The sequence below is a fragment of the Mesorhizobium sp. CAU 1732 genome (assembly GCF_039888675.1).
GTDB lineage: Bacteria > Pseudomonadota > Alphaproteobacteria > Rhizobiales > Rhizobiaceae > Aerobium.
In genome coordinates, this window is the sequence record NZ_JBDQQR010000001.1 from 158,361 (window position 1) to 179,061 (window position 20,701).

Genomic DNA, 20,701 nt, shown 5'->3' on the forward strand with positions numbered 1-20,701 from the left:
ATGCCTCACAACCATGTGATGTCGCCGAGGACCGGCAACTCACCGGGATCGAACGTGAGGTCGAAGGCCGGCTCGACCAGCGAGTGACCGTCTTCGCCCTCGGTCGTCGAGATCACCTCCGATATCCACGATCTCAACAGGAGGAAGGGATCGTCGGGAAGCCCCGGCCGGACGCGCGCACCGGCAGGCTTGGTCGCATCGAAGAGAGTTGCCAGGCTTGCCGTCACGGCCGCACGATTTGCGGCCGTATCAGGCGACAGCCGAATGGAGAGGTCGACAGGGACCGCAACAGGCGCGGCCGCGTAGAACCGCGCTCGCACGAGCCTCTTGTCGACGATATGTGCATCGACGAGATCGAGGTCTGCCGGCGTCGGTATCCCGTATGCGCGCCCTTCGACCAGTATCCAGCAGCCCACGGTTCCGAAACCATTCGAGAAGTTCGCCGCCCATGCCTTAACGACGCCCGGAACCTCAAGCGCCCATCCTTCATAGTCGACGAGCGACCCGCCCTGCGCAGGGGCGGACTTCCGTTTCAGGGCACGCGTGCGCAGTTGCTCGATCGTCTCGACGTCCGCGCCACCGCCAAGCCCGCCGATGCCGACCACGACACGGTCGGACATGGCCGGATAAAGCACGGCGTCGGCAAGCAGGAGTTCGGCGCCCGCATCGCGGTTCGTGTCCAGCCCGGACCGCTCTGCCACGACCTTCGCTTCGAATTCGCCAATGGCGTTCGCAGTGAACGGATCGGAGGTAACGAACGTCGAGGCACCCGACAGAAACCGAACCCCTGCGGGATAGGCTTCATGCGGCGCCGCCGTTCCCACGACCAGCCCGGATGCCGGCGAGGACGGCTTTTGCAGGACGCCGAATTCCGCGGCATGCATGCGAACCATCGGCATGCTCGTCGCGGTCGACAGGAAAAGCTGGCGGAAAATCCAAGCAAGCCGCAACTCGTATTCGTGAGCGAGCAGCGCGACGACCTTCGCGATAACGGTCAGGACGTTCTGTTTGAGGCTGGCATCGGTGCCGGGAAGATATTGCCGGACCGAACCCCGCACGAGGCGCGAGAGATCGTCAAGCGAGCGGATCGGAAATGCCATCGATCTGTTCCCATAGGACCGCGAAACGGCGGTCGAAAGTGCGTGAGCCGTCGACGGCGAATGCCGACACATGAAGATCGAGCCGCGCCGCCGGCCGATCCGCGACGGCAACCACATCAAAGCGAGCAACCGCGCCTTGGTCGATCAGGGTTTGCAACGCCTCTCGGGCGTAGTCCTCGGCGATCACCTCCAGCCCCGGCTCGATCGCGCGGCGCCGCAACAGCCAGAGTTTGGACCCGAGCGCCACATCACCGTTTGCGAGATCAAAACTGTCGCCCGGCCAACCGCGATTGACGTCGCCGTCGCGCAATTCCGTCTGCTCGACGCGGCGGTCGGTCATCAGGCAGATCAGGACCGCGGTGGCGAGAGCCTGGCCAGATCGCAGCCCACCGGGATTGACCGGGTCAGCGAGGCTCGTCACCGCCAGGTCGCCAACGATGCCGTTCCACACAAGGTCAGGATCGAGTAGCGGCTCGACGTCGTCCCCAAGCGGGATGATCTTCATTTCATCAGCACCATGGTTGCCGGGTTCGACGTATCCACAAACCCGCCGGTATCGACCGTACCGCTTGCCGAGGCCGGGCGATCAGCATCAGGGCCACCGAGCTTGACCTGTCCTTCAAGGACGATCTCCGGCGCGATGATATGGACCTTCGCGGAATGGACGATGCGGATGTCGGCCGCGACGATCGAGACGATGTTGCCTGCATGATCATAGATTGCGGTCCCGCCGCTCGGCAGGTCGGGCCGCAGTTCGGGGTTTTCACCGCCGAACGCATAGGCGGAATCGCGATTATTCCGGGCCGAAAGAATGGCGGCGATGCCGCCCTTCACCGGATGGCTCGCGAAACCGTGAGGCTCGATGCGATGAACCTCTTCGAAGCCGTCGCCGGCAAAGCCCTTGCCGTTGACGAATTGTTGCCCGCCGCGATGCGACACCGTGCCGTCGAGCAGCATGCGCGTCAGATGCCCGTCGGCCATGCGTTTACCCTTCCCGGTATTCTGGCGCGGACGTCGCCGGCGCTGTCCACGCCGAGGCCGACTTGCCGCGCGGATTTTCTCCGCCAAGGGCGCGCGGGTCCTTGAGTGACAGGTTCGCCGTCGTGCCCCCCGCCGCGTCTTGGACGAGGCGCACCGCAGCGATGATCATGTCCTGCTCGATGCCGAGCCAGTCGTCGCGGACCTCGACGAGATGGTTTTGCGACCATATCTTTCCGGACGCATCACGAAATCCCGCGACGTCGATCGAGCATTCAACGCCAGCGCCAGCGGCGCGACGCGCCTCCCAATCGGCGCGCTTCTTGACGCGATCGGACGTCGCCTCGCCTTCATGCACGACGATCAGCGGACGCTTGCGGCGCGCGGTTCCTCGCGCCTCGGCTTCGGGTCGAAGTGCAGATCCCGTAACGCCGACTGACGCCTGCCCGCGCACCTTGACCGATGAAAAGCTTTTAGCGCCGGATAGGCTGCCGGATGCGCGCAGAATGTTATGCCCGCGCGCCAGCGCGCCACCGTGCCGGCCTTCGGGCTTGTCCGCCAAGCGGAGCTTGCCCTCCGGCGTGTCATAGATCAGCACGCCTTGCGACCGGGCGTCGGTCTCAAGCGTATTGAACAGGCTTTCGCCAGGCCGCACCTTGTGCGTCGACTTTTTCAGCGTCTCGATGTCGGCCTCGATGCCGACCCCCAAGACGTCGAATTCTTCCGCAATCCCCTTCAGGTCGGCATCACGCTTGAGACCCGTCGGATGATCGATCGAGCATTCGGTCGCATCGCAACTGCGCGACACGAACGTAACCTGATATTGACGATCCGACGCATCATGGCTGCCGCGAACATCGCGGACATAGCCTGTTCCCCAAAGATCACCGGAAACGTGGATCGTGGCCTCGTCGTCGGGCGCGCAGGGAATACCCGCGCCGTTCCATGCGACGGTAAAGCTGGCCGTTCTCGTCGCCTCTTCGGCCGATGCTGACAGCGAACATGCCGTGTGATGCAGGCCGCGACCCGCCACGGCAAAAGTGATGCGCTCCAGCATATCAGGCCGCCACCGCCTCAAAGACACTCGGCATGATCAGCGGCGTCGCCACCTTGTTCCTGCCAACGATATCGCCCGCCCGTTGTGCATCGCCATAAAGATCGTAGGCGAGCAGCGTCGACGGAAGCGAAATGCCAGTCTCGACACGGACGACCGGGACGCGGGACGCGGCAACGATCGACAGGTGCAAGCAGGCAGACCCGACCAGCCGGATCACGAAATCCAGAACGTCCGCCCCGACCGGCGCTATGGTCGGATAGAGCGCCTCCGCCCGAGCGGCCAAGGCAGCGCGAGCCGTCGTTGCATCCTGCCGCGCTTCATATGTGGCCCGAACGGTTGCGAAGGCGGCAACGACCATCGTCATGACGTTGGTGGCGACATCGTCATCGATAGCCCTGTCTATGGCAGCAAGCACCGAGCGCGGTTCGGCGGCTTCGCCGATCAGGCGCGCCAGGTCGAGCGCCGCCCGCACCGCATCCTCGCCGCCGGTTACTAGGCGCGTCGTCAGGGCATCAGCCAAACGCCGGTCGTCGTCGTCGACGAGGTGGTCGCCGGCGAGTCGGATCAGGAAGTCGGCAAACCGTGTCATCGTCAAATCCGAAAGCTGGAAAGCGCGGTCACGACGGCAGCCGCACCGGCAGAGAAGATGTCGCGCATCGAGCCAAGCCCGGACGATCCGAGAGGGCCGCCGGCGCCGCTTTCGACGAATTCCAGATCGTAGGCGATGTAACCAGCCCGATCGCGATAGCGGGCACGCCTGCATGACAGGCAATGCATCGAGCGCGCAGGGTCGATCGGCAAGACCAGCAAGGCGGCATTCGGGGCGACGCAAGCCGCCTCGATCGCATGACCCTTGCCGTCGGCGACATCGCCGATGACATAGGCGCTGACGTACACGCTGCGCGCGCGACGGCCCATGTCCTCGGTGATGATCGTATCGCCGCCGGAGACCTCATGAACGGCAACGCGACGACCCGTTTCGTTGCCATCGCTTTCAACCCAGAACGGCACGCCCCGGAAGGACGCCCGCCTAAGCGATCGTTGCCAGTCACGCATTCCGTTCACCTATCGTCAGTTGCCGGGCGTCGATCCCGCGTTTGGCATGGTTCGGCCCCGGACGCCGGACACCTCACCCTGCGGCGACGCGGTCGCGCGCGTCTGCACGGTTATGGCGCCGAGGTTGGCGCGCAGCGAGGCCGCAGCGCGTGCGCCGAACTGGTCGGCCATGCCGTCAAGCATTCGCGAGAACGTCGATCCCGCCTCATTGCCGAAGGCTTGTCCACCAGATGTCCCGGCTTCGTTGATTCGACGCGCCGCGTCCGCGATCGACTCCCCGGCCTTTCGCCCGCCATCCGCGACCGCCTCCGCCGCCTCGTCGATCGGCTTCCCGATATCGCCGAACGAACCGCTGGTTTCCGCCATGCTGGCTTGCACGGGCTGCCGATCTGGCAACGGAATGACCCGCACCGGGCGAACGTCTTGCTGCGCAACATTGTCGGACGCGCCGTTCTCCCGCGTCGCGGGCCGCTCCGGCAGTTCGATGGCACGAGGCGGAACAGGAACCTGCTTCGCGAAATCCCCGTCGGACGAAACATTCTCCGCCTTGGCGGGCCGCTCCGGCAATTCAACGACGCGGGGCGGAACAGGGACCTGCTTCGCGAAATCCCGATCGGACGAACCATTCTCTGGCTTTGCCGGTTGCTCCGGCAGTTCGATGACACGAGGCGGAACAGGGACCTGCTTCGCGAAATCCCGGTCGGACGAAACATTCTCCGCCTTGGTGGGCCGCTCCGGCAATTCAACGACGCGGGGCGCGGGCGGCACGTCTTTCGCTGCGACCTGTCGCGCCTCGCCGCCGATCCCGGCATCGATCCGCATGGCCTCACGAAAACTCTTGCCATCCGCAGCGTCGCCGAAAAGGAACCGCTCAAACTTGGTCGGCCCCTCGTCTCTTTGGCGTGGAGCCTCCGCGACCCGCGTCAACGCGTCATTCAACGCGTCTGCGATGTCGCCTTGCTGGTCACGCAGCGCGACCATCGACGATCGCTCCGCATCGCGTGGCGAAGCGTCCGGCGCAAACCCGCGATTACCCTTCGCCGTGGTCACCTGGCGACGAAAGCTTGTCTCGAAATCGTCGGTGTCCGGCTCGCTGGTCGGACGCGTGGTCGGGATGATGCCGGCAACCGGCATGCCCTTATCGTCCTTCTCGACCATTGGCGTCGGGCTGCTTTCCGCCCGGCTCTTGCCGTAGACGCTATATGCTTCGATCTGGCGGCGCTCTTCATCCGTCCGATACCCGCCGGCCCACGCCTTGTCGTCCTGCTCCGATATGTTGAAGCCGTTTTGAGCCCACCAGCCGCGCCGTCCGAGGAAGCTGTAACCTTCCTTTTCCAGTTGCGAATTGATCGCGTCCGCCTTGGAAACGCCTTCGCTGACATGCTCCAAGCCCGCGCTGATGGCGGGCGCACTCGCCGCACCGATCGTCGTTTTCAGTTTACTCCAAGAGTTCGACATGCGGTCGATCTTGGCCTGATTGTCGTCCAGCACGCGATTGAAGTCTCGCAGCACGGACCCGTCGACGCGGTCGCTGTTCACGGCGGCGACGAAGGCCGACCAGCTATCCGCACTGGTCATGAGGGACTGCATACCGAGACGGAATTCTTGGTCGGTAAACAACAGCGGCAACTTGGTCAGGTCACCATTGATCGTCTGCCGGCTGATGCGAACGAACGCCTCGACCGCCCCTTCACCCGCAACCTTCGCGGCCGCCATCTCCTTGCGGATGTCGACGCCCATTTTGCTGAATTTTTTGGCGGTCTCTTCGGTGTACATCTTGCCGAAGATGTTCTGCGCCTGCGTCGCGGCGGCGCCAGCGGACCCCGTATCCTCGCGGATCGTCTGCAGGATGGCGACCAGTGCCTTGAGACCTTCCTGACCTTCATACCCGAGCGACGCGAACGAGTTCGCGAGTTCGGGGACGTATGTCGCCATGTCCTTCAATTCGAACTGACCGGCCTTGCCGCCCTCGACCATGATGTCGAAGGCCGACTGCATTTCGCCGGCCGTGATCTTGAGCGCGGAGGCCGACTTCTGCGCCGTATTCGCGATATCCTCCGTTGCGGACCCCGACGCCTGCGCGGTCCGCAGGATCGCCGGCAGGAATGACATCGCGTCCTGAAGCGTGAGGCCGGACGAAACCAGCGTATCGAGACCGACGATCACGTCGTCGAGCGGCATGGCGAAGTCTCTCGCCTGGCGCTGCAACACCTTGAACGCTTCGGACGACTCGGATGCCGTCGCATCGGCGGTGATGCCGATGCGTGTCATGCGCCGCTCAAGTTCGGCGAAATCGACGTAGGCCTGCTTGGCGCCATAGGTCAGGGCCGCAGGCGCCGCATAGCGCAGAAGGGTCGCATGCATGTTGCGACCGCCATCCGCGATCATGCCCTGCGCCCGATTGAAGCGCCGAGCCTTGCTGTCCACACGGTCGAGATTTTGCGATAGCTGACTGAAAGCCGCCATGCTGCCGAGCTTCGACGAGAGCCGAAGAACGGCTTCAATGACGCGGTTTGACATGGCGCTTGATCCAGTTCATGGCGCGCACGCCATACGTTTCGATCTCGTCGAAGGTCAGCCGCCCGACGTCGTCGAACCCTTTTCCGAACCGCCAGAGGAGTTCGTCGGCGATTTCAGCGACTGACGGGCATCGGCGAAAAAATCACGGATTGCCCCGTGAACTTTCATCGTATCCACGAGGTCGAGGACCGCGAGATCGGCGGGGCCTGCGGGGTCCTTGAGGCATCGCTCGGCATAGCGGGCAATCACGTCGTGATGACGGACGAGCATCATGCGCGGGTCCGTCACGCCGGGCGCATCGATAGGTTGCCATTCCTCGATGTCGCCGAGGTCGATGAAGTCCTGCCAGCGCGGCGACCGGAAGACGAGATGCGTCAACGTCTTCCCGGCCTCGCTGTAGGTCCGCGACAGCGGGACGGTAATGTCCGCCATCGTCAGGACATCCGCTGATAGGCTTCAGCCATGATCCCGAGCCCGGTGACCTCGCCGCTCATGCGGTTCGACGCGGGATCGCCGGTGTAGAATGCTCGCGTGAACAGATGCACGATACCGGTGAATTCCTCGACGATCGTCACGTCGCGGCGTGCATCGCCCATCATCCCCGCCAGGTCGATGCCCTTGTCAGCGAAGGTGATTTCCGCGCGCGGCGCGACCGGCGTCGCGACACGGTCGGGGCTGCCGTCCTGATTGACGACACCCTCGATCGTGTTCTTGTGGGGATACACGCTGAAATTGCCGCGAAGCGAGACGTTGCGTCCCGCAGAGTCGCGGAACTTCATCACGCCACCGAAGTCTTTACCGGCCATGTTTGGCACTCCATTAAGAGGTTTTGGCTAGGGCGCCGCGTTGGTGCCCGCTGGAAAGGCTCGCCGGTCAGGCCGGCGAGAACTGCGAATAGACGACGGCGTTGGCAGCGATGACGTCGAGCGGGTTCACAACGTCGATCGGCGCAAAGATATCGACCCGGTTCGGGTTGTCGGTGTTGCGGCGAACTTCGATCCGCTCCGCTGCCCGGACGGCGTTCTCGAGGACGCCGGTCAGGGACATTTCCTGATAGGCATGCATGAAGGTCGCCTTGATATCCGCGACCGTCGAGATCGTCGCCAAATTGCCCGGATTGTCGTCCGCGATGGCCTTCTGTCCGTGTTCGTAGGTCAGCGCGGTACGGAAAGCGCGCAGGGCGTAGACCAGTTGGCCGATCTTCTGGATATCGCGAAACGTGCTGTCAGGCACGTCGTTGAAGGTCCGGGCGGTCGTGATGATCTTGTCGATCACGACACTGCCGCCGGTGTTCACCTTCCATGTCGACAGGCCCGATCCCAGAAACGCATCACGCGTGGCGAAGTCCAGCCAGCCGGCACGGTCGCGCGGGGCCTGAATACCCTCGACCACGAGGCCGGTCTGGTTTCGCGATACGTTGCCCGTCGCACCGTCGGACAGCCACGGCGCAAGCCGCGCTGCAAATGCGGACACCCATTGCCAGACCGGGTTTGGAGCCTTCGAGGAAGCAACGGTCGGGACGATCGACAGATGCCGGTTGTCACGATCGAGCGCATGCGTCGTCAGGTTCGCGATGGAGTCCGACATCGGATAGAAGACGTGGCCGTAAAGCTGACGGTTCCACGCCCACCGGCCGGAGGTGTCGGAGAGCAGCGAGGCGTAGCGGCCGACATTCGTCGCGTCCGCGAACGGGCTCGCGATCCAGTCGAATTCGTCGTCGCCGAGGGCGGCCAGCGTCGCCGAAAGGTCCGGGTTTCCGCTGCCCGCCGTACCCTCCGCGATAGTAACCTTGCCGGACAGGACGTTTGCACCGTCCAGAACCGGCACATGGATATCGATGCCGTTCCCGATTGCGCCGGCATGTCGGGCAGTCAGCGTCACCGTATCCGTGGTAACCGTTGCGGCGAAGGGAAGTGACGCGCCATTGAGCGCATTGAAAAAGCCGTTGACACGCGCCGCGATGGCGGCAGCGACGTCGTCGGCCGTGTCGCCGAGAGCGATCGTCAGATAGACGGTTTCACCGGCGATCTGGAGCGCGGCGGCTCCCGGCGATGGCGCTTCATCCACCGTGATCGTCCGCGTGGCGGCAACGCCAGTTGCGGGCGCGGCGATGATCCAGATTTCTTGCGCCGGCGCATTGGCACGCGCGACACGCACCATGTCGTCAAGAATCGAACCCGCACCGGCCAGACGGCGGGCCTCGGCGATCGTGGGGCAGGGCGTCGGCGTATTTGCCGCGATGACGGCGCCCGCATTCGCGTGGCCGATCAGGAGAAGACGGGAACGGTTTTCGAACTGGCCACCCGAGTTGACTTCGAATGCCACGATCGGGGCGATGATATTGCCGGGAATCTGGTTGAACATGGATCATGCTTCCTTGCTGCGGTTGCGGCCGCGCGCGGCGGCCTGGCTTGCGGATTTGTGTTGGACAGGCACGATGTCCCCGTCGTCTCGGAGCCGGCGGTAATAGGGCGTCGAGAGGTCGACGCTGACCCCGTCCGCCGGCATCAGACGGTTGTCTCTGTCGGGCATGGGAATGGCTGCGCCCGGCCTTGCCGGCACGCATCGAACTGGTCGGCTCATCAGGTTTACTCCGTAGTGCGCGCGCTGAAATGCTGCCCTGTCTCGACGTCCTCGCCGGTAACAAGATCGAGCGGGGATCGCTCGACGGGCATGAAGTGAGCGGCCAGAACGGCCAGCTTGTCGGCTGCCGGCGAACCGGCGGGAAGCCGCGCCGCCAGGTCACCCAACGGATACGGAAGGCCGTCGCCGTCGCCGAAGTCATCGTCGGCCAGATCGACCGTCAGCCGCATGGTGATGCGGTGCCATCGCGCTCCAAGCTGCGGAATGGCAAACGTGTCCTGTTCCCACCGTGCGATGCGGCGCGCATAGCGCCGGAACAGATGGCCGCGCTCGTCATATTGCAGAAGCCGGCGGACCTGTGCGCAGAGCGCTGCGAGAACAAGCCGCGCATCCCAGTCGTCCGCAGGCATGGCGTCGGCAAACGGCTCGCCATCTTCGTCAGTCGAAGCGACGGCCAGTTCGGCGACGATCTCCAACGTGCATTCGGCCGCGCTGTCGTAGAAGGCGGCGGCTTCGCCACGCGGCGCGGTCGACGATCCGATCGTGAAGAGAGCGAGGCACGGCGTGAATTTTGCCTGTGCATCGAGATCGTCAATGCCGACGAGCCGGCTGTCGAAGATGCGGTCACCCGCAAGCGTCGGATAGGGACCGGCGCCCGACAACGCCGATGTCGGGCACAGGACTTCAAGAGCGGCCAGGCGGACGGCTTCGGCTGCGAGCATGATCTATCCGTGAATGTGCACAAGGCCGAGGATGACATTGCCGATATCGTCCGGGTCGCGGGACACGACCTCATAAGCCTTGCCGGTTGGTTGCTGTGTGACCGGGTCGAGCTTCACGATGTGATCGCCCGTCGCGATCTCGCCGGCGAAGGCGGTCGAGGCGAAAGTTTCCGGTGACCTGTTGAGCATCCGCTCGCCGGCCTGGCCGATCGTCGGCATGGCACGCTTGCGCGCCGCGAAATCCGTGTCGCTGAAAAAGGCGACTGTGATGATGGCGGCTTGACGCGTCGTCGAGTTGACGACAGCGCCGTGCGGCCCCTTGCCGCGTTCCTTCGGCTGGAGGCGGACCGCCCCGCCATGCACGGCGTCGACGGTAAGCCGAGCGAGACTGGCGAGGCGGGCAAAATCCGTCATGCGACTAGATCGTGTCGCCGAGGCAGATTTCACCAAGCGTTTCGCCCGATGCCGACGCCTTGGCGGCGAAGCCGAACAGAACATTGTCGGTCGCGGTCTTGGTGAAATAGTCGTTGGCGGCGCTGTAATACAGATTGTCGCCGATGGCCCACGCTGCGCCGGTGGCCTTCTTGTACTCGTGGACGCCTGTGCGAACGACCGCGACATCCTCACCAGCGGCAGCGGTGGCGGACGCAAAGCCGCGAAGCGAACCGATCGCGAGCGGCTTGCCGGAGACGGCACCGCCGGCAGGTGCGGGAACCGTGATCGTGTTGCCCGGCTGAACGTAGTTCTTCATGTCTGTCCCCTTCAGGAACGGGCGGCAAGGCCGCCGGATTGATGGAAAGTGCGGATGGAAAAGGCCCGCGTGGCAAACACGCGGGCCTCTCGGATCACCTAAACCGCTGGCGCTTTATGCGCCGGGGTTCTTGAAGCCGCCCCGGAAGTCGATGGCGCCGCAGCCGAAGTCGTGCTCGACCGTCATGCCGATACCCTGCGTGCCGAACGGCTCGTCGAAGCGCACGCGCGGTGCCGTGTACCCGTCGAGGAAACCCCACTGATAGACAGCAGCATCGGCCGGGTCAGCGAAGAGATACCAAGGATTCCCCTCAAGCTCCGCAGACACGACTGGCGACAGCGTCCCGACATGGACGTTCACCTTGACGGAGTCGTTTGCCATGATCGGCGCGAGGTACTGCAACGCCTCGTCTTCCTTGTCGGGTGAAACGAGCAGGATCGACGGCGTGATATTCAGCTTCGCGTCGTCGAGGCCCTTCTGCTTGCGCATCGCGGCCTTGCCGGTAGAGATCGCGGTCGTGTTGATTGCGGAGCCCGCGCTCGCGAGGTTGCTGTGATCCGCGTGGAAAACAGCCTTGCCGTCTGCCAGCTTCGTGTTGGCCGAAAGCATCATCGAGAAGAACGTGATTTCCTCGAAACGCGACACGGTTCGGCCATACCCGGCCATGATTTCGGCAATGGCGCCGAGGCGGTCATTGACGAGCATCTGACGCGTGACGCGAATGCCGCGTGCGTAAGGCACGACAGCGATCTGTTCCTTGCTTTCGCCGAACGTGCCGAACTTGATCTCGCCGGCTTCCGTCAGCCCCTTGAGCATCGGGAATTCACCGATGCCGACGGCGGTGTGCGGCCGGAAGTCCACGAAGTCGCGGCGGCGCGAGATGCGGCGATAGGATTGCTCGGCAAGCGCGTATCTGCGCTCAAGCGACACGTTGATCGCATCGGAGAAGATCGCCGGAAAGTCGCTGGTCGTGTGGAAGGCGCGAGACAGGAGTTCTTCGCGATCCCGCACCGTGACCAGGCGGGAGCGATGATCGAGCGACCGCGCGGCGAATTCGACGATATCGACCATGTCCATATATTCGCGCGCCGCTGCCGTCGGTCCAGCCTGCGCGACGGGAGCGCCGAGACGGATCGACAGGGCCTCGACCATGCCCGCCCGTCGGGTCTCACGTTCGTCACGAAGAACCCGACCGGGCTCCGTCGGTGCCTGGCGGGAAACGTCGGCCAGATGGTTGAACGCCTGCGAGCGGAAGGTCTCGACACTGACATTCGACCGCACCGCATTCAGGATGTCGTCGTTCGTCATACCCGCGCGCGTTCCGATATCCATGATATCGGCCGCCTGTGCAGCCGTAAGCGAGGAACCGGGGAGCATGCGGGCCTCTTCAGCCTCGCGTTCGGAGATCTGCGTTTCCAACTGCTCGATATCGCGCAGGAGGGCTTCATGCTCGGTCTCGATCGCGCGGGCCTGGTCGTCAGGCATCCCGTCGACGATAAGGGCGATCTTGGCATCCGCGTCGCGCTTTTTCTGCTCATGCTGGCTGCGCAGCAAGACCAGAGGAACACTTGCCTGCAGCATGCCGCCGGCGAAGTCCTGCGGCACGAAAGCCGTAAGCACATGCTGTGTTTCAGGGAAAAACGCGACAAGGCCGACACACAAAGTCAGGGCGACGGCCAGAATGAACGTGGATTTTTTCATTTCTGTTTCCTTGGGATGATACCGGGGCAGCATTAACCGTCGCCCTGCGGCCCCGGCGGGAACGCAGGTGGTATTTCAGTCGAGATCGTGAAGATCAGGCGGCGCGTTGGCGCATCCGCATGCGCGCACGTCGCGCCGCATTCTCGTCTCCGTCGACACTGACGAACTGACAGGGATGCTTCGGACTGTCGCCGTCGCGGACCTGCGCACCGAGATCGAAAGGAACCGCGACGAACGAGATTTCGAACGGCTCCCAATCGATGACGCGCCAGACCTGCGGGTCCTTCTTTTTGTCGACCTCGATTTTCAGGCGTCGATAGCCGACCGACAGGGACCGGATGATGCCGTCCTGCACCTTGCGGAAGACGCGGTCAGCGTCCGGATCGTCCACGGCCTTGGGGAAGCGGACAGTTGCCCGGCCTTCGCCCTTTTCGATCCATGCGCGCTCGACAACCGCGATCATCGACGACAGGCCACCATAGCGGTTGTGGCTGTCGAGGACGGGCGCCCCGGCATTGAGACGATCGAGGCGAACCGACTTGTCATCGACCGCCAGTTCCTCGATGTAGCGCACGCCGGAAAACCAGTCGAAACGCTCGCCGGCGGCGCCGGTCGTCCACGTCACGTCGATCGTCCGCGTTTCGACATTGATCGTCGTGATAGCCGCCTCGCGCGTGACGACCGGCAGGTCGGCCGGGCCGCCGCTAGTCTTCGGCGTCTGGTTTGTTTTGTCCGACATTGGCAGACCCTTTCATCGGATTGCGCGCGTCGATGTCGAGCGCGAGGCCCGCGCCGTCGCGCTGCTTGTCGAGAAATTCCATGAACGACGCCGTGTCATTGACGACGTCGCGCCAGTCCCGTCCCCATGCGCCGATGAATTCCTGCGGCGCGAGGCGGCCGGATCGGCACGCAAGAATGTCGGCCTCAAGGTCTTTTTTCGGATCGATAGGCTCGACCGCCGGCATGATGTGTTTGAGGCGATATCCGCCCTGTCGGTCGCGGCTCTTGAGACGGCCGGCAAGGATCGCCCGATCGAGAACGCGCCGCTTCGTAGGGGCGATCAGGCGCGGAACGAGGATCGTCCATTGCGTCTGTTCGACGAGGCGTCGAAACTCGATCTTTCCGGCGCGCAAGGACGAATAATTTGCGTTGCGAAGGTCGCCGGTCAACTGGTCGTAGGTGATGCCCGCGCCAGCGGCCATGGCCATGTTAGAAGCCATGTAGACCTCGCCGAACGCCGTCTGCGACGACGGATTGGCAAAGCTGATCTCACCATCGCCGATATCGACGATCATGCCCGGCTCGATCCGCGTGATCGGCTTGTCCGACTTGTCGTCGGTTTTCGCGACGAGCGGAGAGTGACCGGCGCTTGTGCGCTTAATGAATCCGCCGAAGCTGGCCTCGACACGCATCTTGACGAGTGTCGCCTCGACGATGTCCTGCAACTCGCGTGCTGTCAGGAGGATCGACGAAAACCACGGAACGCCGCGCACCTGGCCGAACCGCAATGGCCGATAGAGGTGCGCGAGATCGTTCCATCCGACGAGCGCCGACGCAGTCGAGGCCGCCGTGAATTCGCCCGGATGGTTGTCGAGAAGCCAAAGCCCCTTGCGCCGTCCCCATTCGCCGAGTTCCACGCCAAGCCGGGAACCGCTGCCCGACATGCCGTCGCGTGTCGTGTCGATCTGGTCGCTTTCGAGACCGAGAAGCCTAACCGGGACTGTTCGGCCCGCGTCGTTAAGCGGAATATCGATATGACGGACGACGGTGTCGCCGCCCTCGATCATCGAGCGCACCGAAAGAGCCTGCATGCCAGGCCAGTCGAGGACACCCTCGATATCGGCCTGTTCGGACCACTCTTCAAAGACCAACTTGACCGAATTGTCGACGCGGTCGTTTCCCGTATCGGAGACGGTCACGATGCCGGTGCCGACGGAATGGCTGACGAGGACGTCGAGCATCCGTTGACCCGCCCACGAGTCGCGGACGAATTCACGGCTGCGATTGCGAAGCTCGCGCAGCGACGACCCGACTTCGGCGTTGGCGGACGTGGCGCGTCCGGACCATCCCTTGTTCCGGCGACCATGCTTCGCGGCCGCATAGGCGCGCGAATGCGCATCGAGCATCTGACGCGCGCCGATGCGACGCACGCCAGCCTCCGGCGAGATGGCGGAAATCACGCGATCGAGAAAGTTCATCAGTGCCCCGACGAGTATTCGGCCAGCATCACACCCGGACGGGTCGACACGTCTATGTCGGCACGAATGACGTCGCGCGCCTTCAGCATTTCTCTGGTCGACTGATATTCGACCTCATGTGTCTGAAACCGGACACGACGAGCGCCGGACGCAATCGCCTTTTCGATTGCATCGAGATCGGATTGCGACCACGCCATCAATATCCATCCCAGAAGGAGCCAGTGTCATCGCCTCCCCAATTTCCTTGGGGCGCTTCGTCACTGGCGGTTTCGGTAGCTTGCGGGCGTTCGCGAGGCCGCTGGACTGCCAGCGGCTCCGTCGCGAACAGGTCCGGGTTCTTGACGATCTCCGGCGCGCATCGGTCCGCACCAAGCACCGCCCACTCGTCCGGCGTCAGACGCGACACACCGAGATAGTCGGCAAGCGCATTGTTGTAGATCGTGCAGTCGAGGAAATGGTTTTCCTCGCCGCCGCGCACCTTCCAGACCCGCCGTGTCCGGCCGCGAAAATTCTCGCTCGCCAGATATTCCGACGTGATCTGCCGGAAGTAGACCTCGTCGAGCCACGTTCCGAAATGGCAATAACCCGGCGGGTCGGTTTCCTGCCCGGCCCTCCGGCCCTCTTTTCGCAGGTCGGCATAATGCGCACCCTTGAGCGGCCATGTGCCGACACCGTAGACCAGCACACCATTGCGGATGCGCTTGCCCTTGAAGTCGATCTCGACAGGCGAGCCCTGCCCGAGCGCGGGACGGGACCATCCGTCGAGGCCCTTCAGGGCATACGCGCCAGGCCGACCGCGACACCACGTATAGACGACATGGCTGCGGAAGCCGGAGTCGACGCCGAAAGCGTCGGCCCGACGATAGCCACCAAAGGCGTCCGGCCATTGCTTTTCGTAGATGCCCGTCAGCTTCAGGAACGCGCCCGAATGCGGGTCGTCCGTCTCGCCTTCCAAGATGCCCGCCTCGACGATCCATTTCTGTCGATCGGGTCCATAGGCCGCGATCTCATAGTAGATGCCACGCATCTGCACGTCGGCGGAGCCGGTAAGGATTAGCCCCATCGGCGGAATGCGGCCGCGCACGAGATCGCTTTCGCGACGCTCCATGAGGCGGACATGATCAGGGGCGTCGCCCCGGACCTCGTACGGCAACCCGAGATAGAGGTTGTAGAACGCCTTCAGCTTTTGCGGATCGCCCTGCGCCTCGACGAACTTGCGCGCCACTTCATCCCAAGGGACGAGCGGCGACGACATCGCGCAGAAATGATAGCTGCGCCCTGCACCTGGCCGCGAGGCCGTCGGAACGTAGCGCCCCGTCGCATAGACGGAATTCTTGTCGTGCCCTTCGATGATTGTCCCGCAGCACGGCGTGACATAGTGAGCCTGATAAGGTGCCTCGTCGTTGAACCGGAAGTGAGCCCGGTCGAATTCGAAGACGAAGCGCGCGCCGCAGCCGGGGCATGCGACATGCCAGCGTCGTTGGTCGCCGGCGAGATACTTGGTTTCGATCTTCGACGCGCCCTTGATCGTAGGCGTGGAGATCGACAGCCGCTTCCAGTCGGCGGTCATCAGAAACGAAATCTGACGCGCCTCGACCATATCGAGCGGGTCGCCTTGCCCGTCGAGATCGTCCGGATACTGGTCGATCTCGTCGAGAAAGGCTTTCTTGATCGTCTTTGACCGGAGGTCGGCCGCCGACGAGGCGATTGCCAGAGTGAGCGATCCGCCGGGGAACTGCTTCGACGTTGCCGTCGAACCGTCGGACGAACGCGAGGATATCCCGCGAACCTTCGCCTTGAGCGCCGGCGACTCGTCGATCGCCGGCTGCAACTTTTCCTTGTTGAAGTCGGCCAGCGCCCCAGAGGTCGGCTGGACGATCATCATCCGGCATGGATCGCGGTCGATCGAGTGACCAGCCGCAATAATCAGAACCGTCGTGAAGCCGGTCTGCGCCGACTTCATCACCGCTATTTCGTTGTCGGGCACGTCCGGCCCGAGCGTGTCGGCGATCTCTAGGCAGTGCAGCCCAAGCGACCGATCCCACAATTCCCCGGCGCGAGGCCCATCCGGAACGACGAGGCTCGCTTCTGCCCACGCCGACGGCGGCATCGGTGCCGGTGGCTCGATGGTCGCCGCCATTGCGCCGGCGATAACCGCCAAGGCAGAACGGGAAAGGGCAATCTTCATTCGTCGGGCAACAGTGTCTCGATCGGCCCGCCGCTCTCTGCATCGGTGCCTTGCGTTGCGAGTTGCGACAGCGACACCGCGACCTGACGGCGCATCGTCACGGAGATTTCCTTGAACAGCCGGCGGGCGCCGGCGACGCCATCCTTGCCCACGGCGCTGGCCATCGCGTCGGCATAGCGCGCCATCGTGTCGAGGTCTCGGGCAAGCACCGCGCCGATCTCTGTCGCGGCAGCCTCGACGCCATGATCACCCTTGATCGGCAACAACTGCCGCTGCCGTTCGGCCAGGTCCAGCGCTCGGATGCGCGCGTCATATTGCGCCTTCTGCGCCTGCGCATCGCGCATGATCGGCGAGGCGTTGCGCTGCTCGCTCGCGGTCGCGGCGGCCTGCTCCTTGACGGCGTCGCCGACCTCGCCGATCGCGCGATCGAACGCCGCCAGGTCGACAAGCCGTGACCGGCCGTCACGCTTGGTGACGATCGTGCCGGCCCGCTCGATCTGGTTGAGACGCTTCGTGATCGCCGCCGCCGAAACCTTGCGGCTCCGCGCGAGATCGGCGCACGTCACCCAAACGCCGCCGTCATCGGCATTGACGTTTGCAACCATGCGCCGGCGAGCCTCTTCGTGTTAACCGGCCGCCATGTTGTTAACCGCGTTAACCCAACTTTCGGGCAGCCTCACTAGCAATATTTCGGGGTCGCCCCGGCCCGTAAGGGAGAGGGGGCGGAGAGGGACCCATGCACCCTCGGCCCGATCGACCAGCCAGGTCGACGGCGATGGGCCGGACCGGCTGGTCGATCACCTTGGGAGGAGGCGGTCGATCTCGTGCAGGACGCGGGGTGCCATGGCCTCGTCGATCACCTCGGCGAGCAGTTCAAGGTAGACCGCGTCATTGTTGGTGATGTCATGCGCCGGGTTCGGACCGAACAACTCGCGGATAGGCAGCCTCGCCGCACCCTCACGCATCATGACCCCGACGTGACCGGACTTCATCTGCGCTATGAACGCTGACTTGTACGAGCCACGAAGGCGAACCCGAACGCCGGAACGCGTTTGCGTCGCGCCGAGTTTGTGAAGTGGAATCCAGCCGGATTTGACTACAACTTCGGACGTGTTTCCGCCCGCATTAAACCGCGCTGTCGTTTTCTCACGAATGACGCGCTGCGGCAGTTTCAGGCGCGGCGCGGCGCGCTTCAGGTAGCGCGTGCGCGCCATCTGCGTGACGCGGCGTCCGGCGCGCGCGAAGGCTTTCGCCCTGATCTCGCCCGGCAGTTTTCTGATAGCGCGCGACAGCGCGAGGTATTCGGCTGCGTCGGCGATCATCATGGGCGAAGAGCCTCGCGCGGTCGGCGGATTTGGCCGCCGGTGATCATCTCGACCCCCATCGGCTTCGTTTCGGCAAAGAAAAACCCGCCGGGCTTTTTGGGGCCGGGCGGGTTTCCTTTTGGTGCGTGACAAGTAATGCGCAAAATTCCCGGCGCGCGTCAACGGGATTTTGCGAGCGCTTTGCCTTTCTTCTTAGCCGTTGATTTCGCTTGCAAATTCGGCTCACTTTTCGCGCTCGTCGGCGTAGAAATGTCCTCAAGAATTCTGCCGCGCCGCCGCCTGGCGCGTTCCTCGGGCGAATCTGCCCACGGCTGCACCGGCCAGTCGATCGGCGTGATCTCGATCGTCTCAAGGCTGCCGGTCAGTTCGGCCGCGAGCATCGTCATCGCCGCGCAGAAAATCTCATACTCCGCCCGCGCCACCATTGCCGGAACCGGGTTCGGTTCGAAATGCGAGCGGCGATAGGCCCCGGCGACGGGCCGCTTGAGCCTGGCCGACCAGCCATCGACCTCGACCGTCTCCGTCATCACGCGGTCGCTGTTCTCCGCGACGGTCTGCACCGTCCGCCGCACGAACCATCGCGGCTTGCCGTTCGCGCCCATCTCGAATTCCACCGCCGGCACGGTATCGAGCCGCCAGTCGGGCACGATGCCGAGGATCGCGAAGCGCACGACCAGCATGTCGGGCCGGATGCGGAACACGAGGCCGTCATCGGTGGCGATCGTGGCCTTGCGCATCGTGTCGTCGAGCGCGCGCCGCGCTAGCGCCTCGTCGATCGCCGCGAGCCACGGCATGGGATGCCAGCCGCCGGGAACGTCGACCGTGCATTTGGTAAGGTTGCCCACGGCGTCCGCTATGCGATAGGCGTCGGCATGTGGCCAACTGCTCGCATCGAACGGCACGCAGCCCCAGCGGTTCGGCGCGCGATCGATCACCGAATGCGTCTCGCCATAGCGCAGGATCGTCGACCACGCCGACCGCGCCTGAAGCGCCGCTATCGCCCCTTCATGCGTGGCGGCCTCTTTCGGCAGTTCGTCGCCCCACGCCCACGCCAGCGCCTCCGCCACGGTCATTTTCCGCTTTGGCTTTGCGTTATCGGCCCTAGCGTCCCCGTTTCCGGTCCTTGCGTCCCTGTTTTCCATAACTCTAACCTATTGATTTTAAATGATCTGATAGAAGATTAGGGAGGATAGGGACGCTAGGGAGGATAAATCCGACTTACACATGCAAGGGAATGGAATTTTGATTTCCATTCAAAACGCACATGGAAAGAACGGCAGGAAACCGCGTCCCTAGCGTCCCTTCCGTCCGCGCAGATTGATTTTGTTGATCTTTCTCCCCCAAACCCCTTTTGGCAGCGACCCCACGCGCCACGGCTTGCAACCCTAGCGACCCCGTAAGGGCCGCAAATCGACCCTGTCATCGTTGCGTAGCCTGCAGGGGGAGAAGGGTGGCGCGGCAGTTGCGGAAGGCGCAGCCGCGACGCTATGGTGCGGCTGTACGGGGAGAGGGGCGCATGCGCAGGGCATCGATCATCACGGCGGGCATGCTGGCTGGCATGACGGCACAGGCGGCCGCGCAGACGGATGCGCAGCGCGACGTCGTGCGCCAGCTTTCCGAAGCGACGATCCTCGCACAGAGTTGCACCGGCCAGGCGATCGACGGCGACGTCGAGCGCGCGACGATCGAGCGCGCCGGCATAGACCCGGCTCACATGCGCGACGGCGGCCCCTATGACCTGATCGCACTCACGACGATGCGTGAGACCATGGCGACGCTCGACGCCGCGACCGGAGACGGACCATGCGAGGCGGCGTTGATCATGTACGGCGAAACCGGCGCCTCGATCCCCGGCCTGATCGTGGCGGAATAATCCCAAATGCGAGCGTTCGTCGATGCGTGCTTCGGGACCTTCGTGGCCATCATGCTTGCTTTGACGCTTTACGACACCGTTGGTCCCGGCCTGCCATCGTTCTGCAACAACAACCAGACAGGACTTTCGTGCCTGCGCGATTGGATAGGAGCTTTTAGTGGCTACGCGGCCGCGACGGGCGCATTCATTGCCGCGCTGTACGCGCTTCCATACCTCCAACAGCAGGTACGCGAAGCCAACCGGCAGGCCGACTATGTGATCGGCGACACCGCTCCCGAGTTCGTGGTGACACGCAATCGCCATGCGTCGTGCATGCACCTGACGGCTAGAAACTTGAACCGTCGCCACCTGATCATTGACGGCTACGAAATTGTTGGTTCTCCCGACCTCACAATTCATGGGTACAAAGAGTCGGGCAAGATGGTGGGATTTCGCCCGGATTTGAGGATTATGGTCAACGGATGGACGGATCGCAGCCAGTCGCCCCCTGCGAAACGGATCGAGATATATGTAAGGCGAGGCGACGAGGTGATTGACGGCGGCGACCTGTACGCAGCCGCCATAACCCTGCGAGTATCGTACCGCATGATCGGCCAAGAGCATCAACGCCGCATGGCGACGGCAAGCAGCCTTGAAGTGATAGACTGAC

24 protein-coding genes are annotated in these 20,701 nt (G+C 63.7%); 2 read left to right on the forward strand and 22 right to left on the reverse strand.

From position 1 onward, the window contains the following. Positions 1-5: 5 nt before the first annotated feature. The 22 genes from AAFN55_RS00850 to AAFN55_RS00955 all read right to left on the reverse strand — a co-directional run bounded on the left by AAFN55_RS00850 (position 6) and on the right by AAFN55_RS00955 (position 19,246). Complete coding sequence (locus AAFN55_RS00850; RefSeq protein ID WP_347796996.1) at positions 6-1,100, reverse strand: baseplate J/gp47 family protein; 1,095 nt, start codon at positions 1,098-1,100, stop codon at positions 6-8. Beyond that, complete coding sequence (locus AAFN55_RS00855) at positions 1,075-1,605, reverse strand: phage GP46 family protein (protein ID WP_347796997.1); 531 nt, start codon at positions 1,603-1,605, stop codon at positions 1,075-1,077. The genes AAFN55_RS00850 and AAFN55_RS00855 overlap by 26 nt, the downstream gene beginning before the upstream one ends. Then, complete coding sequence (locus tag AAFN55_RS00860) at positions 1,602-2,081, reverse strand: phage baseplate assembly protein (protein ID WP_347796998.1); 480 nt, start codon at positions 2,079-2,081, stop codon at positions 1,602-1,604. Before AAFN55_RS00860 ends, AAFN55_RS00855 begins: the two co-directional genes overlap by 4 nt. 4 nt (positions 2,082-2,085) lie before the next feature. Continuing rightward, entirely contained in the window at positions 2,086-3,135 is a 1,050-nt protein-coding gene (locus AAFN55_RS00865; protein WP_347796999.1) for a hypothetical protein, read from the reverse strand. Between the two features lies 1 nt (position 3,136). Continuing rightward, entirely contained in the window at positions 3,137-3,724 is a 588-nt protein-coding gene (locus AAFN55_RS00870) for a hypothetical protein (RefSeq protein WP_347797000.1), read from the reverse strand. A 2-nt stretch (positions 3,725-3,726) separates the two neighbouring features. Next, positions 3,727-4,191, reverse strand: coding sequence for a DNA circularization N-terminal domain-containing protein (locus AAFN55_RS00875; RefSeq protein WP_347797001.1), 465 nt, complete (start codon positions 4,189-4,191; stop codon positions 3,727-3,729). A 15-nt stretch (positions 4,192-4,206) separates the two neighbouring features. Beyond that, the gene (locus tag AAFN55_RS00880; protein WP_347797002.1) at positions 4,207-6,711 is read right to left on the reverse strand and encodes a phage tail tape measure protein; all 2,505 of its coding nucleotides are present in this window, start codon (positions 6,709-6,711) and stop codon (positions 4,207-4,209) included. Positions 6,712-6,765: 54 nt separating this feature from the next. After that, the gene (locus AAFN55_RS00885; protein WP_347797003.1) at positions 6,766-7,143 is read right to left on the reverse strand and encodes a hypothetical protein; all 378 of its coding nucleotides are present in this window, start codon (positions 7,141-7,143) and stop codon (positions 6,766-6,768) included. 2 nt (positions 7,144-7,145) lie between these two features. After that, positions 7,146-7,517: a hypothetical protein gene (locus tag AAFN55_RS00890; protein ID WP_347797004.1), complete on the reverse strand. Its 372-nt coding sequence runs from the start codon at positions 7,515-7,517 to the stop codon at positions 7,146-7,148. Positions 7,518-7,584: 67 nt separating this feature from the next. Next, complete coding sequence (locus AAFN55_RS00895) at positions 7,585-9,075, reverse strand: phage tail sheath subtilisin-like domain-containing protein (protein ID WP_347797005.1); 1,491 nt, start codon at positions 9,073-9,075, stop codon at positions 7,585-7,587. 3 nt (positions 9,076-9,078) lie between these two features. Then, positions 9,079-9,294: a hypothetical protein gene (locus AAFN55_RS00900; protein ID WP_347797006.1), complete on the reverse strand. Its 216-nt coding sequence runs from the start codon at positions 9,292-9,294 to the stop codon at positions 9,079-9,081. Between the two features lie 5 nt (positions 9,295-9,299). After that, positions 9,300-10,016 (reverse strand): hypothetical protein, encoded by a 717-nt coding sequence (locus tag AAFN55_RS00905; RefSeq protein WP_347797007.1) that lies wholly within the window; start codon positions 10,014-10,016, stop codon positions 9,300-9,302. Positions 10,017-10,019: 3 nt separating this feature from the next. Beyond that, positions 10,020-10,430: a hypothetical protein gene (locus AAFN55_RS00910; protein WP_347797008.1), complete on the reverse strand. Its 411-nt coding sequence runs from the start codon at positions 10,428-10,430 to the stop codon at positions 10,020-10,022. A 4-nt stretch (positions 10,431-10,434) separates the two neighbouring features. Next, positions 10,435-10,767, reverse strand: coding sequence for a DUF2190 family protein (locus tag AAFN55_RS00915; RefSeq protein WP_347797009.1), 333 nt, complete (start codon positions 10,765-10,767; stop codon positions 10,435-10,437). Between the two features lie 114 nt (positions 10,768-10,881). Continuing rightward, positions 10,882-12,468, reverse strand: a complete 1,587-nt coding sequence (locus AAFN55_RS00920) for a Mu-like prophage major head subunit gpT family protein (RefSeq protein WP_347797010.1) — start codon at positions 12,466-12,468, stop codon at positions 10,882-10,884. 94 nt (positions 12,469-12,562) lie between these two features. Then, positions 12,563-13,207, reverse strand: a complete 645-nt coding sequence (locus AAFN55_RS00925) for an HK97 family phage prohead protease (RefSeq protein ID WP_347797011.1) — start codon at positions 13,205-13,207, stop codon at positions 12,563-12,565. Next, positions 13,173-14,666, reverse strand: a complete 1,494-nt coding sequence (locus tag AAFN55_RS00930) for a phage portal protein (protein ID WP_347797012.1) — start codon at positions 14,664-14,666, stop codon at positions 13,173-13,175. Before AAFN55_RS00930 ends, AAFN55_RS00925 begins: the two co-directional genes overlap by 35 nt. Continuing rightward, the gene (locus AAFN55_RS00935) at positions 14,666-14,863 is read right to left on the reverse strand and encodes a hypothetical protein (protein ID WP_347797013.1); all 198 of its coding nucleotides are present in this window, start codon (positions 14,861-14,863) and stop codon (positions 14,666-14,668) included. The genes AAFN55_RS00930 and AAFN55_RS00935 overlap by 1 nt, the downstream gene beginning before the upstream one ends. Next, a complete protein-coding gene (locus AAFN55_RS00940) occupies positions 14,863-16,806 on the reverse strand; it encodes a terminase gpA endonuclease subunit (protein ID WP_347797014.1) in 1,944 nt (647 codons plus the stop codon). Before AAFN55_RS00940 ends, AAFN55_RS00935 begins: the two co-directional genes overlap by 1 nt. 44 nt (positions 16,807-16,850) lie before the next feature. Further along, positions 16,851-17,459, reverse strand: coding sequence for a helix-turn-helix domain-containing protein (locus tag AAFN55_RS00945; protein ID WP_347797015.1), 609 nt, complete (start codon positions 17,457-17,459; stop codon positions 16,851-16,853). A 192-nt stretch (positions 17,460-17,651) separates the two neighbouring features. After that, entirely contained in the window at positions 17,652-18,179 is a 528-nt protein-coding gene (locus AAFN55_RS00950) for a phage tail protein (RefSeq protein ID WP_347797016.1), read from the reverse strand. Between the two features lie 158 nt (positions 18,180-18,337). After that, positions 18,338-19,246 (reverse strand): hypothetical protein, encoded by a 909-nt coding sequence (locus AAFN55_RS00955; RefSeq protein WP_347797017.1) that lies wholly within the window; start codon positions 19,244-19,246, stop codon positions 18,338-18,340. Between the two features lie 449 nt (positions 19,247-19,695). On the opposite strand from AAFN55_RS00955, the gene AAFN55_RS00960 reads away from it, so the two are divergent. Together AAFN55_RS00960 and AAFN55_RS00965 are read left to right on the forward strand one after the other, a co-directional pair. Continuing rightward, positions 19,696-20,052 carry a hypothetical protein gene (locus AAFN55_RS00960; protein WP_347797018.1) on the forward strand — a complete coding sequence of 119 codons (357 nt, stop codon included), beginning with the start codon at positions 19,696-19,698 and terminating at the stop codon, positions 20,050-20,052. Between the two features lie 6 nt (positions 20,053-20,058). Next, complete coding sequence (locus tag AAFN55_RS00965) at positions 20,059-20,700, forward strand: hypothetical protein (protein ID WP_347797019.1); 642 nt, start codon at positions 20,059-20,061, stop codon at positions 20,698-20,700. The last annotated feature ends 1 nt before the right edge of the window (position 20,701 follow it).

Excerpts from the sequence above, each read along its gene's own strand:
- AAFN55_RS00850 (WP_347796996.1), bottom strand. The coding sequence starts at position 1,100 with ATGGCATTTCCGATCCGCTCGCTTGACGATCTCTCGCGCCTCGTGCGG.
- AAFN55_RS00855 (WP_347796997.1), bottom strand. The coding sequence starts at position 1,605 with ATGAAGATCATCCCGCTTGGGGACGACGTCGAGCCGCTACTCGATCCT.
- AAFN55_RS00860 (WP_347796998.1), bottom strand. The coding sequence starts at position 2,081 with ATGGCCGACGGGCATCTGACGCGCATGCTGCTCGACGGCACGGTGTCG.
- AAFN55_RS00865 (WP_347796999.1), bottom strand. The coding sequence starts at position 3,135 with ATGCTGGAGCGCATCACTTTTGCCGTGGCGGGTCGCGGCCTGCATCAC.
- AAFN55_RS00870 (WP_347797000.1), bottom strand. The coding sequence starts at position 3,724 with ATGACACGGTTTGCCGACTTCCTGATCCGACTCGCCGGCGACCACCTC.
- AAFN55_RS00875 (WP_347797001.1), bottom strand. The coding sequence starts at position 4,191 with ATGCGTGACTGGCAACGATCGCTTAGGCGGGCGTCCTTCCGGGGCGTG.
- AAFN55_RS00880 (WP_347797002.1), bottom strand. The coding sequence starts at position 6,711 with ATGTCAAACCGCGTCATTGAAGCCGTTCTTCGGCTCTCGTCGAAGCTC.
- AAFN55_RS00885 (WP_347797003.1), bottom strand. The coding sequence starts at position 7,143 with ATGGCGGACATTACCGTCCCGCTGTCGCGGACCTACAGCGAGGCCGGG.
- AAFN55_RS00890 (WP_347797004.1), bottom strand. The coding sequence starts at position 7,517 with ATGGCCGGTAAAGACTTCGGTGGCGTGATGAAGTTCCGCGACTCTGCG.
- AAFN55_RS00895 (WP_347797005.1), bottom strand. The coding sequence starts at position 9,075 with ATGTTCAACCAGATTCCCGGCAATATCATCGCCCCGATCGTGGCATTC.
- AAFN55_RS00900 (WP_347797006.1), bottom strand. The coding sequence starts at position 9,294 with ATGAGCCGACCAGTTCGATGCGTGCCGGCAAGGCCGGGCGCAGCCATT.
- AAFN55_RS00905 (WP_347797007.1), bottom strand. The coding sequence starts at position 10,016 with ATGCTCGCAGCCGAAGCCGTCCGCCTGGCCGCTCTTGAAGTCCTGTGC.
- AAFN55_RS00910 (WP_347797008.1), bottom strand. The coding sequence starts at position 10,430 with ATGACGGATTTTGCCCGCCTCGCCAGTCTCGCTCGGCTTACCGTCGAC.
- AAFN55_RS00915 (WP_347797009.1), bottom strand. The coding sequence starts at position 10,767 with ATGAAGAACTACGTTCAGCCGGGCAACACGATCACGGTTCCCGCACCT.
- AAFN55_RS00920 (WP_347797010.1), bottom strand. The coding sequence starts at position 12,468 with ATGAAAAAATCCACGTTCATTCTGGCCGTCGCCCTGACTTTGTGTGTC.
- AAFN55_RS00925 (WP_347797011.1), bottom strand. The coding sequence starts at position 13,207 with ATGTCGGACAAAACAAACCAGACGCCGAAGACTAGCGGCGGCCCGGCC.
- AAFN55_RS00930 (WP_347797012.1), bottom strand. The coding sequence starts at position 14,666 with ATGAACTTTCTCGATCGCGTGATTTCCGCCATCTCGCCGGAGGCTGGC.
- AAFN55_RS00935 (WP_347797013.1), bottom strand. The coding sequence starts at position 14,863 with ATGGCGTGGTCGCAATCCGATCTCGATGCAATCGAAAAGGCGATTGCG.
- AAFN55_RS00940 (WP_347797014.1), bottom strand. The coding sequence starts at position 16,806 with ATGGCGGCGACCATCGAGCCACCGGCACCGATGCCGCCGTCGGCGTGG.
- AAFN55_RS00945 (WP_347797015.1), bottom strand. The coding sequence starts at position 17,459 with ATGGTTGCAAACGTCAATGCCGATGACGGCGGCGTTTGGGTGACGTGC.
- AAFN55_RS00950 (WP_347797016.1), bottom strand. The coding sequence starts at position 18,179 with ATGATGATCGCCGACGCAGCCGAATACCTCGCGCTGTCGCGCGCTATC.
- AAFN55_RS00960 (WP_347797018.1), top strand. The coding sequence starts at position 19,696 with ATGCGCAGGGCATCGATCATCACGGCGGGCATGCTGGCTGGCATGACG.
- AAFN55_RS00965 (WP_347797019.1), top strand. The coding sequence starts at position 20,059 with ATGCGAGCGTTCGTCGATGCGTGCTTCGGGACCTTCGTGGCCATCATG.